The organism is Streptomyces viridiviolaceus, from assembly GCF_014650995.1.
Classification (GTDB): domain Bacteria; phylum Actinomycetota; class Actinomycetes; order Streptomycetales; family Streptomycetaceae; genus Streptomyces; species Streptomyces viridiviolaceus.
Genome location: NZ_BMWA01000032.1, coordinates 46424 through 59815, shown reverse-complemented (window position 1 = coordinate 59815; position 13392 = coordinate 46424). Strand labels below are relative to the sequence as shown.

Here is a 13392-nt window from a genome sequence, read left to right as displayed (position 1 = left end):
CCCGCCTCCGTACCAGCGCCCGGAAGGGGAAGGCCGGGCCACCTCCTGTGCACTCCGTATGAAACATTTCCCGCGCCCCACCGCATCAATGAGGTGAAGGCGGCATGAGGGGGGCACACACATGAGGCAGAGGCGGGCCGACGAGTACGCCGAGTTCGCGGCGGCGCGGGCCGGGCATCTCTACCGGTCCGCGTGCCTGCTCACCGCAGGGGACACGCATCTGGCCGAGGATCTCGTGCAGGAGACCCTCGGGCGGCTGTACGTCCGGTGGGGGCGGATGACGCGGGTCGGGAACCCGGCCGGGTATGCCCAGACCGTCCTGACCCGGGCCTTCCTCGCCCACCAGCGGCGGCGCAGCAGCGGTGAGCGGGCCACCGACGTGTTCCCCGACCTGCCCGGGGCCGCCGACGGGGACGCGTCCCTGCGGCTGACCCTGCTGGCCGCGCTCGCCCGGCTGCCCGCCAAGGACCGGGCCGTCATCGTCCTGCGGTACTGGGAGGACCGCTCGGTCGAGCAGACCGCCGACGTGCTGAACGTCAGCTCGGCGGCCGTGCGGACGCGGTGCGTCCGTGCGCTCGGCCGGCTGCGGGAGCTGCTGGGCGAGGACCTCTCGGAGTACGCCAGACCCTGACGCCGCCGCTTCTCGACGCTCTCTCATCTCACACCTTGCGGAAAGGGTGTTCGCCATGCCCGAAAACCAGCCCCACGACGCCTTCGAGGACCGGCTCACCGCCGCCCTCCGCGACACCGGGGACCAGTTCGATGCCGACCGGGCGGCGCTCGTCGCCGGCGGTCACGCCCGTGGGCGGCGGGCCCGGATGCGGCGCCGGGCCGGTGTGCTCGGCGGGGCGGCCGGGATCGCCCTGGTCGGGGTGGGCGGGGCGATGCTCCTGCCCGAAGGCAGCCCGTCCGGCCCCGAGCGCTCCTCCGTGGCCTCCTCGGCCACCGCGCGACCGTCCGCATCGGCCACTTTGGTCCCCTTCTCCGGCGACGACCTCCTCCGGGAGCTCAAGAAGCTCCTTCCGAAGGGCCGGTTCAGCGAGGAGGCGGCCAGTGGTGGGGTCAACGCACCGGGTGCGTACGCGCACCTGGTGTACGACGACGGGAAGGGCGGTGCCGCGATCGGCGTGAGCTTCGCCCGGGTCGAGCCGGGCAGCCGGCAGGTCCGTGAGCTGACGGAGTGCCCGGACGAGACGTTCGTCGAGTACGACGACTGCTCCACCAGCCGGCTGCCCGACGGCTCGCTGCTCAAGCTGTACCGGGGCTACGAGTATCCCGACCGGCGCGTGGACACCAAGTTCTGGTCCGCCGACCTCGTCACGGCCGAGGGGCAGCACGTCACCGTGAGCGAGTGGAACTCCCCCGCGGAGAAGGATGCCCCGATCACCCGGCAGGATCCCCCGTTGTCGACCGCGCAGTTGAAGGAGGTCGTCACGGCCGAGGTGTGGCGCCGGGTGGTGGACTCCTTGCCGGATGACCCGAAGAAGCCGTCGATGTCCGCCGCGCCGGACACCCGGCCGCCGGGCGCTTCGGGCGAGGCGGTCGTCGAGACGCTGGCCGGGCTGCTCCCCGAGAAGCTGAAGGTGGTCACGCGGGGCGGCCAGGAGACCGAGTACGGCTATGTCGTCGTCGACGACAGCAAGGGCAGGAGCCTGGTCCAGATCAACGTCCAGCACGGCATGGCCGACGTCGCCGGTCAGCTCTACGGCAACGGCGAGACCCTTCCCGACGGCACCCGCGTCACGACCCGGCAGGGGCCCGGTGAGAGGGGCGCCGCGGGCGTCGTCATGTGGACGGCCGACACCATGCGGCCCGGCACCGACGGTTTCCGAGTGGTGATCAGCGCTTTCAACACCGGTGCCCAGCACGAGGACGCCACTCGCGACGCCCCCGCGCTGACCGTCGAGCAGCTGAAGGAGATCGCGCTCAGCCCAAAGTGGGACCGGATGCGGTAGGGCGGAGCGTCGGCGTCAGAAGAACTCCGACCACGGCTGGTCCCAGATCTGCTTCACGCACAGGACCAGGAACAGCAGGCCCGCGATGGCGAGCATGGTGTTGCTCAGGGCGCCGTTGCGCCACTCGCGCGGCGTCCGGGCGGAGTTGAGGAGCCAGAGCAGGGTCAGGGCGAGGAAGGGCATGAAGGCCGCGCCCAGGACGCCGTAGATGATGATCAGGCGGAAGGGCTGGCCCTGGAAGAGGAGGACGATGGGCGGGAAGGTGAGCCAGAGGAGGTAGGCGCGGAAGGCCCAGGAGCGCTCCCGGCGTCCCGAGGCCAGCTCGTCGGCCCGCGCCTCCTTCTCGCCCCGCTGCCGGGCGACGAAATCGGCGAACATCAGGCTCACGCCGTGCCACACGCCGATGAGGGAGGTGAAGGAGGTCGCGAAGAAGCCGATCAGGAAGAACTTGGACGTCGCCGTGCCGTACTCCTCGGCGAGGATGTCGCCCAGCTGGATCAGGCCCTTGTCGCCGCTCGCGATCGCGATGTTCGCCGAGTGCAGCAGCTCGGCCCCGACGAAGAGCATCGCCACCACGAAGATGCCGGTCGTGGCGTAGGCGACCCGGTTGTCCAGCCGCATGATCTTCATCCAGCCGGTGTCGGTCCAGCCCTTGGCGTTGACCCAGTAGCCGTATGCGGCAAGCGTGATGGTGCCGCCGACGCCGCCGATCAGGCCGAGGGTGTTGAGGACGGAGTCCTTCTCGTCGGGCAGGACCGGGAGGAGGCCGGCGAAGGCGTCGCCCAGGTTGGGCGTGACCCTGATCGCCAGGTAGACGGTCACCACGAACATGACGCCCACGAGGACCGTCATGACCTTCTCGAAGACCGCGTACTTGTTGAACCAGACGAAGACCAGGCCGACGAGTCCGCAGGCCACGCCCCACCACTTGAGGTCCATCACGTCCGGGAACAGGGCCTGCAGCGGCAGCGCGCTGGACGACATCGCCGCGGCGCCGTAGACGAAGCCCCAGATCACGGTGTAGACGGCGAAGAACCACGTCGTCCAGCGGCCGAGGCTCGCCCAGCCGTCGAAGAGGGTCCGGCCGGTGGACAGGTGCCAGCGGCCGCAGGCCTCGGCGAGGGAGATCTTCACCAGGCAGCCGATGATCGCGGCCCAGAGCAGGGTGTAGCCGAAGTTGCTGCCCGCGATGAGCGTGGCCACGAGGTCACCGGCGCCCACACCGGTCGCGGCGACGACGATGCCGGGACCGATGTAGCGCCAACTGGACTTACGGGGAGCCGAGTCCGGGTCGCGGGGTGCGCCGGTGTCCCTGGTGTTGCCGGTGATGTCCGCCATGAAGGTCAAGAAAGCCCAATGGCGCCGGTGGGACAAGAGGGCGTGCAGGGATCTTCACCGGATTCTGGCGAGGATGCCCCGCGTTCACGCCGGGGAGGAATCGCTTCTCGCGGCCGTGACGCGGAGCGTCGCCGCATCTGCCGGGCCGGGCGCGGAGCGGCCGCACGGCTGCCGGCGGAGCCGGGGGATGCGAACAACCGTCCCATGAGCCGCCCGCCCATCGCCGGCCCCGCCGATGTCGTCGCTGGGGTGAACGTGCGCGACCGCGCACGCTCGGCGTGGGTGGTCGTCACCGCACCCGCACCCTCCCCCTGAACCTCGGGGAGAGGGTGGATGCGACCCGTGACCGTCCCGTCGTAGGGGGCAGTCGGGAGCGCGACGAGGTGTGAACGACCGAGTGCACAAGCTCGGCCGTTCACGGCCAAGAAGGTGACGTGATGTGCCTACTCGGCGCCCTTGCCGGCCTCCTCGGACTCCCCGGCCTCCTCGGACTCCCCGGCGTCCTCGGACTCCCCGGCGTCCTCGGACCGGTCGTCGCCGTCCTCGAAGTACGCGTCCAGGACCTCGTCCAGCGCGGACTCCCAGTCCTTGAAGCGGCTCCTCGCGGGCGCCTCGACCTCGATGGGGTACCAGCGGCGGTCGGTGGTGTGCACGGTGACGGTGAAACGCTTGCCGAAGCGGGCCGTCTCCGTCTCGACCGCCCCGATCTCGTCCCAGCGGAACTCGCACTCCTGGTCGTCGAGGGCGAGTCGGACGCCCTTGTGGTCGGCGACGATCCGGGCGCGGCGGTCGGCCGCCTCGAAGACGGGGCCGTCCTCGTCGTCGGACTCGGCTGCGCCGGTCTCCTCGGTCGCCTCGGCGGCCGCCGCCTTCTCGGGGGCCTCCTCCGCGTCACGGGGCTCCTCGGCCTCGGCCTTCGTCTCCGTCTTCTCCGGCTCCGCGTCCCGCGGTTCACCGGACGCGGGCTTCGTGAGCCCGGGGATGAAGGCCGGGTCGAATCCGGCGCCTTCCAGGGGCTGGCTGCTCGAACCTATGCGCTGCTCCACAGCGGAGCAGTATGGTCGACGATCCTGTGCCGGACACAGCCAGCCCCGACTTCGTTATCAGACTCCTACACGAACAGGCTGATCACCGCCGCGACCGCGAAGCCGCCGAGCGACAGCACGCTCTCCAGCACGGTCCACGTCTTGAGCGTGTCCCGTTCGCTGATGCCGAAGTACTTGGCGACCATCCAGAAGCCGCCGTCGTTGACGTGGGAGGCGAAGATGGAGCCCGCCGAGATGGCCATGATGACCAGGGCGACGAACGCCTGGGAGTGGTCGCCCTCGGCGAGCAGCGGGGCGACGATGCCCGCGGTCGTCACGATGGCCACCGTCGCCGAGCCCTGGGCGACCCGCAGCACGACGGAGATCAGGTAGGACAGGACGATCACCGGCAGGCCGACGTCGTTGAAGGTGTCGGAGAGGGCCTGGGCGACGCCGCTGGCCTTGAGGATGGCGCCGAAGACGCCACCCGCGCCGACGACCAGCAGGATGTTGCCGACCGGCTTGAGCGAGGACGTCGAGACGGTCTCCAGGGACTTGCGGGACCAGCCGCGCCGTACGCCGAGCAGGTAGTAGGCGAGGAACAGCGCGATGGTCAGGGCCACGAAGGGGTTGCCGAAGAACTCGATCACCGAGCGGGTGGTGGAGGGGTCCAGGGCGATGGAGGAGAAGGTCGCGGCGAGGATCAGGACCAGCGGGGTGCCGATGATGCCGAGGACCGTGCCGAGCGGGACGGGTGTCTCCCGCGGCTCCACGCCGGACGCGCGCTGCTCGGCGAGCACGGCCTGCTTGGCCTCCTCGGCGGCCTCCACCATGTCCTGGGGGACGGCGACGAAGATGCGGCGGCCGATCCAGGCCGAGAACGCCCACGCGGCGAGCACCGCGGGGATGCCGCAGACGATGCCCATGAGGATCACCCAGCCGAGGTCCACGTGCAGCAGGCCGGCGGCGGCCACGGGGCCGGGGTGCGGCGGCAGGAAGGCGTGGGTCATGGAGAGGCCGGCCAGCAGGGGCAGGCAGTAGAGCAGGACCGACTTGCCGGAGCGCTTGGCGGCGGCGTAGACGATCGGCGCGAGGACGAAGATGCCGACGTCGAAGAAGACGGGGACGCCGAAGATCAGGCCGGTCAGGCCCATGGCGAGCGGGGCGCGCTTCTCGCCGAACATCCCCAGCAGGCGCGATGCCAGCACTTCCGCGCCGCCGCTGACTTCGAGGATCGCGCCGAGCATGGTGCCGAGGCCGATGATGATCGCGACATGGCCGAGGATGCCGCCCATGCCGGACTCGATGGTGGAGACGGCGTCGGACTTCTGGACGGTGCCGAAGAGTTCGGTGACCGACAGGCCGGCGAGCAGGCCGACGGCTATGGAGACGGCGAGCAGCGCGACGAACGGCTGGAGCCGCACCTTGATGATCAGGAAGAGCAGGAGCGCGATGCCGATCGCGGCGACGGTCAGCAGGCCGGCCGTGCCGTCGATCAGGAGGAGCAGGCCGCCGGTGTGGGGTGGGGTCTCGGCGGGGGCGGATGCGGCGAGCGGGAGGGACAGATGGGACATGCGGGGGTCCTCTGCGTAAACACATACTGCTTTCGGGCAGGGCGGAGCGCGGCACGGCGCCCCAGGGGGGATGAGGGGGCGCCGTGCCGTCTCGGAAGTACGACGTGCGGGGGGGGAGGTGAGGAGCCGTCAGCCCAGTACGGCGAGGGCGTCGATCTCGATGAGGAGACCCGCGGGAAGGCCGACGTAGACGGTCGTGCGTGCGGCGGGCGGCTGGGTGAGGCCCTGCTCCGCGAAGTAGGCGTTGTAGATCTCGTTCATCTCGGCGAAGTGGTCCACGTCGGTGAGGTAGACGCGGATCATCATCACGTCGTCCCAGGAGGCGCCGCCCTCTTCGAGGATCGCCTTGACGTTGGCGAGGGTCTGGAGGGTCTGCTCGCGCAGGGTCGGGCCGGCCGGAGTGGGAGCCTTGCCCTCCTCGTGGGGGAGGAAGCCGACCTGGCCGGCGACCTGGAGGACGTTGCCCTTCTTGACGCCGTGGGAGAACTTCGCCGGCGGGACGGTGTGGGTCGCGGGGGTGAGGGCGATCTTGTCGGTCATGGGGTTTCCTTCTCGGGGTGGTGCAGGGGGTCGGCATGGTGCACGGGGGTCCTGCCGGAGTACTCGCCGCTGATGGCGTCCGCCGTACGGCGCACCAGCGGGAGCAGCGTGAGGAGTTCGTCGGCGGTGACGACGACGTTCGGCGCGGAGACCGACATCGCGGCGACCACGCGGCCGTCGGCGCCCCGGATGGGAGCGGCGACGCAGTTGATGGACTCCTCGTGGCCACCGAGGTCGGTGGCCCAGCCCTGTTCGCGCACCTTGGCCAGCTCCTTCAGGAAGGCCTCGGCGTGGGGCGTCGAACGGGCCGTGTACAGGGGGTAGTCGAGCTTCTCAACGACGGCGCGGCGCTCGTTCTCGGGGAGGTCGGCCAGGAGCAGCTTGGCCACGGCCGCGACGGTGATGGCGACGGGCTTGCCGATCCGGGAGTACATGCGGACCGGGTAGCGGCTCTCGACCTTGTCGATGTAGAGGACCTCGTCCTCCTCGTACACGGCGAGGTGGACGGTGTGTCCGCACTGCTCGTTGAGGCGTACCAGGTGGGGGTGGGCGATCTCGCGGACGTCGAGGTTCTCCATCGCCTCCTGGGCGAGGGCGATCAGCCGGGCGCCGAGGCGGTAGCGCTGGTCGGACTGGCGGTAGACGAAGCCGTGCTCGTGCAGGGTGCGCAGCAGGCGCAGGGCCGTGGACTTGTGCACGCCGAGGCGGTCGGCGACCCGGCCCAGGTCGGCGGGGCCCTCGGCGAGCAGCGGCAGGATGCTGAGCGCGCGGTCGACTGTCTGGCTCATGGCGTGCGTACCTCCTCGTCGGCCCCTTCGTCGGCCTGTGTCCAGCCGGGGCCGAGTCGAAGTCTCCCCCACGCGCCGTCGTCGAGGGCGGCCAGGCGGTCGGCGTGGTGCCGGGCGGGGGGCTCGGCGAGGTCGCCGGCCACGGTGAGGGCGGCGGCGGCCATCAGGTGGCCGTGGCGGAGACGGGCGCGGACGGGCAGTCCGCGCAGGGTGGCGGAGAGGAACCCGGCGGCGAAGGCGTCGCCGGCTCCGACGGCGGCGACGACGTCGACGGTGAGGGCGGGCACGAAGGTGACGTGCGGCCCGTGGAAGACGGTGGCGCCGGTGCCGCCCTGCTTGACGACCAGTACCTCGGGCTCGGGCAGCGCGGCGCGGACGTCGTCGGGGCCGCCGAGTCCCCAGGCCTCGTCCTCGCCGACGAACACGATGTCGGCGCCGCGGGCCAGTTCCAGCAGTACCGCGGAGCCGTCCGCGTCGCGCCACAGGCCCGGCCGGTGGTTCACGTCGAAGGAGACGAGGGGGCGGCCGGGGCGGCGGGCGGTGAGCTCGCGCATCAGCTCCAGGCAGTCGGCGGACAGCGCGGGGGTGATGCCGGAGAGGTGGAGGATCCGCCCGGCCCGCACCGCGTCCAGGTCCAGGTTCCGGGCCGTCATCGCCGAGGCCGCCGAGCCCGCCCGGTAGTACGCCACCTCGTGGGCGTCGGTGGCCCGGTCGCCGGCGGTGCGGAAGTACACGCCCGTCGGGCGGGCGGGGTCCCGGCGCACGGCGGAGACGTCGACGCCGTAGGCGCCGACGGCCTCGACCAGGTGGTCGCCGAAGCCGTCCGCGCCGACCCGGCTGACCCAGCGCGTGGAGTGCCCGGCGGCGGCGAGCACGCAGGCCACGTTGGACTCGGCGCCGCCGATGGCCCGGCCGAAGGAGGGGACGTCGGCGAGCCGGCCGGGGCGGGAGGGCAGGAAGGTGACCATGGACTCGCCGAGCGCGACGACGTCCACGACGTCGGGGGCGGTGGTGCGGGGTCCGTCGGCGGTCACGATGGTCGTAGCTCCTCGTAGGTCTCGCGGGTCGCGGCGGCTTCGTTGACCCCGCGTTGGCCGAGATGTTAGACAGCAGTAAGCGACATACGCAATGGACGTTGCAGATATTGCAACGCACCAGATCAGGAGGCTCCATGGCCCTCGACACCGGAACCGAAGCCCTCGCCCGCCTGGCCGAGGAGCACATCGACCACCGTTTCAAGGGCCTCCCGCCGGACGCCGCCGGACTGACCGTCGCCGAATTGGCCGGCCAGCGCCGCAATCTGTTCACCGGCGGCTTCACCACCCCCGTGCTGGCCCTCTCCGCCGAGCGCCTGGAGCACAACCTGAAGCTCATGGAGACGTACGCCGCCCGGCACGGCCTCGCCTTCGCGCCGCACGGCAAGACCTCGATGGCCCCGCAGCTCTTCCACCGCCAGATCGAGCACGGCGCCTGGGGCATCACGCTCGCGGTGCCGCACCAGGTGCGGGTGGCGCGGGCCTTCGGCGTCCAGCGGGTCTTCCTCGCCAACGAACTGGTCGACGCCTCCGCCCTGCGCTGGGTGTCCGCCGAACTGGACGCCGACCCGGACTTCCGCTTCATCGCCTACGTCGACTCCGTGCGCGGCGTGGAGCTGATGGACGCGGCGCTCCGGGGCGCCGTCCGCCCCGTGGACGTCGTGGTCGAACTGGCCGCCGGCGAGGGCGCCCGCACCGGGGTGCGCACGGAGGCGGAGTGCGCGGCGGTCGCCGACGCCGTGGCCGCCGCACCGACGCTGCGGCTGGCCGGTGTCGCCGGGTACGAGGGCGAGGTGCCGGGGGCCGACCCGGAGAAGGTCCACGCGTGGCTGCGGCGCCTGGTCGCGCTGGCGGCGGACTTCGACAAGGCGGGGCGGTTCGCCGGGCTCGACGAGATCGTGCTGAGCGCGGGCGGCAGCGCCTGGTTCGACGCGGTGGCCGACGTGTTCGCCGAGGTCCCCGAACTCTCCGTGCCGGTGCTGAAGCTGCTGCGCTCGGGCGCGTACGTCTCCCACGACGACGGGCACTACCGGGAGGTGACCCCCTTCAACCGCGTCCCCTCCGAAGGCGCACTGGAGCCCGCGTTCCGCCTGTGGTCCCAGGTGGTCTCCCGCCCCTCGGCGGAGCAGGCGTTCACCAACGCGGGCAAGCGGGACGCGGCGTACGACCTCCACCTGCCCTTCGCCCAGGTGGTACGGCCCGCTGACGGCGGTCCGCAGCGCCCGGCCACCGGCATCGAGGTGACCGGCCTGTCCGACCAGCACACCTGGCTGCGCACGGCCGGGGAGGCGGAGCTGCAGGTCGGCGACTGGCTCGGCATGGGCCTGTCCCACCCGTGCACGTCCTTCGACAAGTGGCAGCTGATCCCGGTCGCGGAGGCGGACGGCACGGTCGTCGACTACATCCGTACGTTCTTCTAGAGGAGGCCCCGTGGAAGAGCTCGTCATCCGGGACGCCGACGTCGTGGACGGCTCCGGCGAGCCGTCGTACCGCGCCGACGTGGTCGTCGACGGCGGCCGGATCGTCTCCGTCGTCAAGGAGGCGGCGGCCGCCGGCTGCCAGCGGCCCAGGGCCCGCCGGGAGCTGGACGCCGAGGGACTGGTCCTCTCCCCCGGCTTCGTCGACATGCACGCCCACAGCGACCTGGCGCTGCTCAGGGACCCCGACCACAGCGCCAAGGCCGCGCAGGGCATCACCCTGGAGGTCATCGGGCAGGACGGGCTCTCCTACGCGCCGGTCGACGACCGCACGCTCGGCGAGGTGCGCCGCGCGATCGCCGGGTGGAACGGACCCGGCGACGACATCGACTTCGACTGGCGGTCGGTCGGCGAGTACCTGGACCGCCTCGACCGGGGCATCGCGGTCAACGCCGCCTACCTGATCCCGCAGGGCACGGTCCGCGCGCTCGCCGTGGGCTGGGAGGACCGGGAGGCGACGGAGGCCGAGCTGGAGCGGATGCGCCGGCTGGTCGCGGAGGGCATGGAGCAGGGCGCCGTCGGCATGTCGTCCGGGCTGACCTACACGCCCGGCATGTACGCCAAGGACGCCGAGCTGACCGAGCTGTGCCGGGTGGTGGCCGAGTACGGCGGCTACTACTGCCCGCACCACCGCTCGTACGGGGCCGGGGCGCTGGCGGCCTACGAGGAGATGGTGGAGCTGACCCGCGAGGCCGGCTGCCCGCTCCACCTCGCCCACGCCACCATGAACTTCGGCGTGAACAAGGGCCGGGCGCCCGAGCTGCTGACCCTGCTCGACGACGCGCTCGCCGCGGGCGCCGACATCACCCTCGACACCTATCCCTACACCCCGGGCTGCACGACCCTCGTGGCGCTGCTGCCGAGCTGGGCGAGCGAGGGCGGCCCGGAGGCGGTCCTGGAACGGCTGGCCGACGAGGCCACCGCCGAGCGGATCCGGCACCACATGGAGAAGATCGGTTCCGACGGCTGCCACGGCGTCCCCGTGGAGTGGGAGACCATCGAGATCTCCGGCGTGACCGACCCGGCGCTCGCGGAGTACGTCGGCCGTACGGTCCTGGAGTCGGCGCGGCTGCGCGGGGAGACGCCCTGGGAGGTCGCCCGGCGCCTGCTGCTGGCGGACCGGCTGGCCCCGACGATCCTCCAGCACGTCGGCCACGAGGAGAACGTCCGCGCGATCATGCGCCACCGGGTCCACACCGGCGGCTCGGACGGCATCCTTCAGGGCAGCAAGCCGCACCCGCGCGCCTACGGCACCTTCCCGCACTACCTGGGTCACTACGTGCGGGAGCTGGGGGTGCTGTCCCTGGAGGAGTGCGTGGCCCATCTCACCGCGCGCCCGGCGGCCCGGCTCAGGCTGCCGGACCGGGGGCTCGTCCGCGAGGGGTACCGGGCCGACATCGTCCTCTTCGACCCGGCGACGGTCGCGGCGGGCTCCACCTTCGAGGAGCCGCGCAGGCTGCCGACCGGCATCCCGTACGTCCTGGTCGACGGCCGGTTCGTCATCGAGGACGGGCGGCGCACGGACGTACTGGCGGGGCGGGCGGTGCGCCGCACGCCGGTGTGATCCGGGCTTGCCACCGGACGCATTCGACCGGCTCCCGGCCGGGATGGGACGCGTCCTACTTCGGCCCCTTGCCGCCCCGCTGCCCCCGGCCGGGGTTGTCCAGGGAGTTGCCCGGGCCGTCCGCCGGTGACGTCGCGGAGTCCGCCGGCGCCGTGGGCGCCGTGTCCGCCGGTGGCGGCGGTGCGGACGAGGCGGCGCCGGACCGCTCCGGGGACGGGCTCCCCGACGGCCCCGGACCCGGGGTGGTCGCACCCGTCCCGGCGGCCGGGGACCGAGCGGGGTCCACCTCGTCCGGTGCGCCCGCCCCGGGTGGCGCCCCGACGTCCGGCGCGGTCGGGCTCACCCCGTCCTTCCCGTTCGCGGACCCGCCCGGGCCCGAGAAGGAGAACCCGGCGATCAGGGCAGCCGCCGACGCCGCGCCCACGGCGCCCACGGCGACGGCCGCCCGCCGGGAACGCCACGCGCTCCGCGGCTTGCGGCGGGCCCCGCGGGACGTCGTCCGGGGGCGGACGTCGGGCGCCTGGCGCACCGGGGGCAGTTCCTCCGTCCGGTCGTAGGCGTTCTGCCATCCGTGGGCCGCCGCCGGGTCGCTGTACTCGTCGTACGCCGGGGGCGGGACGGACTGCGGGACGTACACCGTCGCGGGGGTTTCACCGTTCGCCCCGTCGTCGTACTGAGATGGCCTGGACATGGCGGCGCATTGTAGAGACGGAAGGGACCGGCAGGACAGCCGTCGGCGATAATCACCCAAATCGCCCTGTCTCACGTGGTGGAAAACACGGCCCATGGGTCGTAACCGGGTCGTAAGCTCACGGACATGCAGGTGATCCAGTCGACCAAGCTCGCCAACGTCTGTTACGAGATCCGGGGCCCGGTGCTCGAGGAGGCGATGCGGCTCGAGGCGGCCGGTCACCGCATCCTGAAGCTGAACACGGGCAATCCGGCGGCGTTCGGCTTCGAGTGTCCGCCCGAGATCCTGGAGGACATCCTCCGCAACGTCTCCTCCGCGCACGGCTACGGCGACGCCAAGGGCCTGCTGGCCGCGCGCCGTGCGGTCGTCATGCACAACCAGACCCTCGGCATCGAGACGGACGTCGAGCACGTCTACATCGGCAACGGCGTCTCCGAGCTGATCGTGATGGCGATGCAGGGCCTCCTCGACGACGGCGACGAGGTCCTCGTACCGGCCCCGGACTACCCGCTGTGGACGGCCGCCGTCTCCCTGTCCGGCGGCACGGCGGTGCACTACCGCTGCGACGAGCAGTCCGACTGGATGCCGGACCTCGCGGACGTGGAGCGCAAGGTCACCGACCGCACCAAGGCGATCGTCGTCATCAACCCCAACAACCCGACGGGAGCGGTGTACGACGAGGCGGTGCTGCGCGGGCTGACCGACATCGCGCGCCGCCACAACCTGCTGGTCTGCTCCGACGAGATCTACGACAAGATCCTCTACGACGACGCCGTGCACACCCCCACCGCCGCGATCGCCCCGGACCTGCTGACGCTCACCTTCAACGGCATGTCGAAGGCGTACCGGGTGGCCGGCTACCGGGTCGGCTGGATGTCAATCTCCGGGCCGCGTGCGCACGCCCAGTCCTACATCGAGGGCCTGACGATCCTGGCGAACATGCGGCTGTGCGCGAACATGCCGGGCCAGCACGGCGTGGTCGCGGCGCTCAGCGGGCGGCAGACCATCAACGACCTGGTGCTGCCGGGCGGGCGGCTGCGGGAGCAGCGGGACGCCGCCTACGAGGCGCTGACGCGGATCCCGGGCGTGACGTGTGTGAAGCCGAAGGGGGCGCTGTACCTCTTCCCGCGCCTCGACCCGAAGGTCTTCAAGATCAAGGACGACCGGCGGATGGTCCTTGACCTGCTGCGCCAGGAGAAGATCATGGTCGTCCAGGGCACCGGCTTCAACTGGCCCGAGCCCGACCACTTCCGGGTGGTGACCCTGCCGACGGCCGGGGACCTGCGGGACGCGGTGGGCCGGATCGGGAACTTCCTGGACGGCTACGGCCAGCACTGACCCTCACGGTACGTGTACACGGCGTCCTGATTTGTGAACGACTCAACTTTAGACGGAATCTAAGCTA

The 13392-nt window shown here is 71.8% G+C and carries 12 protein-coding genes; 5 read left to right on the top strand and 7 right to left on the bottom strand.

Features of this window, described 5'->3' with window-relative positions:
• The first annotated feature begins 121 nt into the window (after nt 1–121).
• Together IE260_RS34525 and IE260_RS34520 are read left to right on the top strand one after the other, a co-directional pair.
• Nucleotides 122–631 (top strand): SigE family RNA polymerase sigma factor, encoded by a 510-nt coding sequence (locus IE260_RS34525; RefSeq protein WP_189879176.1) that lies wholly within the window; start codon nt 122–124, stop codon nt 629–631.
• 55 nt (nt 632–686) lie between these two features.
• The gene (locus IE260_RS34520) at nt 687–1955 is read left to right on the top strand and encodes a hypothetical protein (protein WP_189879174.1); all 1269 of its coding nucleotides are present in this window, start codon (nt 687–689) and stop codon (nt 1953–1955) included.
• A 15-nt stretch (nt 1956–1970) separates the two neighbouring features.
• On the opposite strand, the gene IE260_RS34515 is transcribed toward IE260_RS34520, so the two are convergent.
• From IE260_RS34515 to IE260_RS34490, 6 genes are all read right to left on the bottom strand, one after another.
• Entirely contained in the window at nt 1971–3293 is a 1323-nt protein-coding gene (locus tag IE260_RS34515) for an Nramp family divalent metal transporter (RefSeq protein ID WP_189879172.1), read from the bottom strand.
• A gap of 443 nt (nt 3294–3736) precedes the next feature.
• The gene (locus tag IE260_RS34510; protein ID WP_189879170.1) at nt 3737–4339 is read right to left on the bottom strand and encodes a hypothetical protein; all 603 of its coding nucleotides are present in this window, start codon (nt 4337–4339) and stop codon (nt 3737–3739) included.
• Between the two features lie 65 nt (nt 4340–4404).
• Nucleotides 4405–5892, bottom strand: a complete 1488-nt coding sequence (locus tag IE260_RS34505) for a GntP family permease (RefSeq protein ID WP_189879168.1) — start codon at nt 5890–5892, stop codon at nt 4405–4407.
• 129 nt (nt 5893–6021) lie between these two features.
• On the bottom strand, nt 6022–6432 hold the full coding sequence (locus IE260_RS34500) for a RidA family protein (RefSeq protein WP_189879166.1): 411 nt from the start codon (nt 6430–6432) through the stop codon (nt 6022–6024).
• Nucleotides 6429–7220 carry an IclR family transcriptional regulator gene (locus IE260_RS34495; RefSeq protein WP_189879164.1) on the bottom strand — a complete coding sequence of 264 codons (792 nt, stop codon included), beginning with the start codon at nt 7218–7220 and terminating at the stop codon, nt 6429–6431. The genes IE260_RS34500 and IE260_RS34495 overlap by 4 nt, the downstream gene beginning before the upstream one ends.
• The gene (locus tag IE260_RS34490) at nt 7217–8254 is read right to left on the bottom strand and encodes a sugar kinase (protein ID WP_189879162.1); all 1038 of its coding nucleotides are present in this window, start codon (nt 8252–8254) and stop codon (nt 7217–7219) included. Before IE260_RS34490 ends, IE260_RS34495 begins: the two co-directional genes overlap by 4 nt.
• A 137-nt stretch (nt 8255–8391) precedes the next feature.
• Here IE260_RS34490 and IE260_RS34485 point away from each other — a divergent pair, with 137 nt between their 5' ends.
• Both IE260_RS34485 and IE260_RS34480 read left to right on the top strand, forming a co-directional pair.
• Nucleotides 8392–9675, top strand: coding sequence for an amino acid deaminase (locus IE260_RS34485; RefSeq protein ID WP_189879160.1), 1284 nt, complete (start codon nt 8392–8394; stop codon nt 9673–9675).
• Nucleotides 9676–9685: 10 nt separating this feature from the next.
• Nucleotides 9686–11296: an N-acyl-D-amino-acid deacylase family protein gene (locus IE260_RS34480; protein ID WP_189879158.1), complete on the top strand. Its 1611-nt coding sequence runs from the start codon at nt 9686–9688 to the stop codon at nt 11294–11296.
• Nucleotides 11297–11351: 55 nt separating this feature from the next.
• Here IE260_RS34480 and IE260_RS34475 read toward each other — a convergent pair whose 3' ends face one another.
• Complete coding sequence (locus tag IE260_RS34475) at nt 11352–11987, bottom strand: hypothetical protein (protein WP_189879156.1); 636 nt, start codon at nt 11985–11987, stop codon at nt 11352–11354.
• Between the two features lie 126 nt (nt 11988–12113).
• Here IE260_RS34475 and IE260_RS34470 point away from each other — a divergent pair, with 126 nt between their 5' ends.
• On the top strand, nt 12114–13325 hold the full coding sequence (locus IE260_RS34470) for a pyridoxal phosphate-dependent aminotransferase (RefSeq protein ID WP_189879154.1): 1212 nt from the start codon (nt 12114–12116) through the stop codon (nt 13323–13325).
• Nucleotides 13326–13392 lie beyond the last annotated feature (67 nt).

Coding starts and splice junctions, on each gene's coding strand:
- IE260_RS34485 (WP_189879160.1), top strand. CDS start 8,392: ATGGCCCTCGACACCGGAACCGAAGCCCTCGCCCGCCTGGCCGAGGAG.
- IE260_RS34505 (WP_189879168.1), bottom strand. CDS start 5,892: ATGTCCCATCTGTCCCTCCCGCTCGCCGCATCCGCCCCCGCCGAGACC.
- IE260_RS34470 (WP_189879154.1), top strand. CDS start 12,114: ATGCAGGTGATCCAGTCGACCAAGCTCGCCAACGTCTGTTACGAGATC.
- IE260_RS34515 (WP_189879172.1), bottom strand. CDS start 3,293: ATGGCGGACATCACCGGCAACACCAGGGACACCGGCGCACCCCGCGAC.
- IE260_RS34495 (WP_189879164.1), bottom strand. CDS start 7,220: ATGAGCCAGACAGTCGACCGCGCGCTCAGCATCCTGCCGCTGCTCGCC.
- IE260_RS34475 (WP_189879156.1), bottom strand. CDS start 11,987: ATGTCCAGGCCATCTCAGTACGACGACGGGGCGAACGGTGAAACCCCC.
- IE260_RS34500 (WP_189879166.1), bottom strand. CDS start 6,432: ATGACCGACAAGATCGCCCTCACCCCCGCGACCCACACCGTCCCGCCG.
- IE260_RS34520 (WP_189879174.1), top strand. CDS start 687: ATGCCCGAAAACCAGCCCCACGACGCCTTCGAGGACCGGCTCACCGCC.
- IE260_RS34525 (WP_189879176.1), top strand. CDS start 122: ATGAGGCAGAGGCGGGCCGACGAGTACGCCGAGTTCGCGGCGGCGCGG.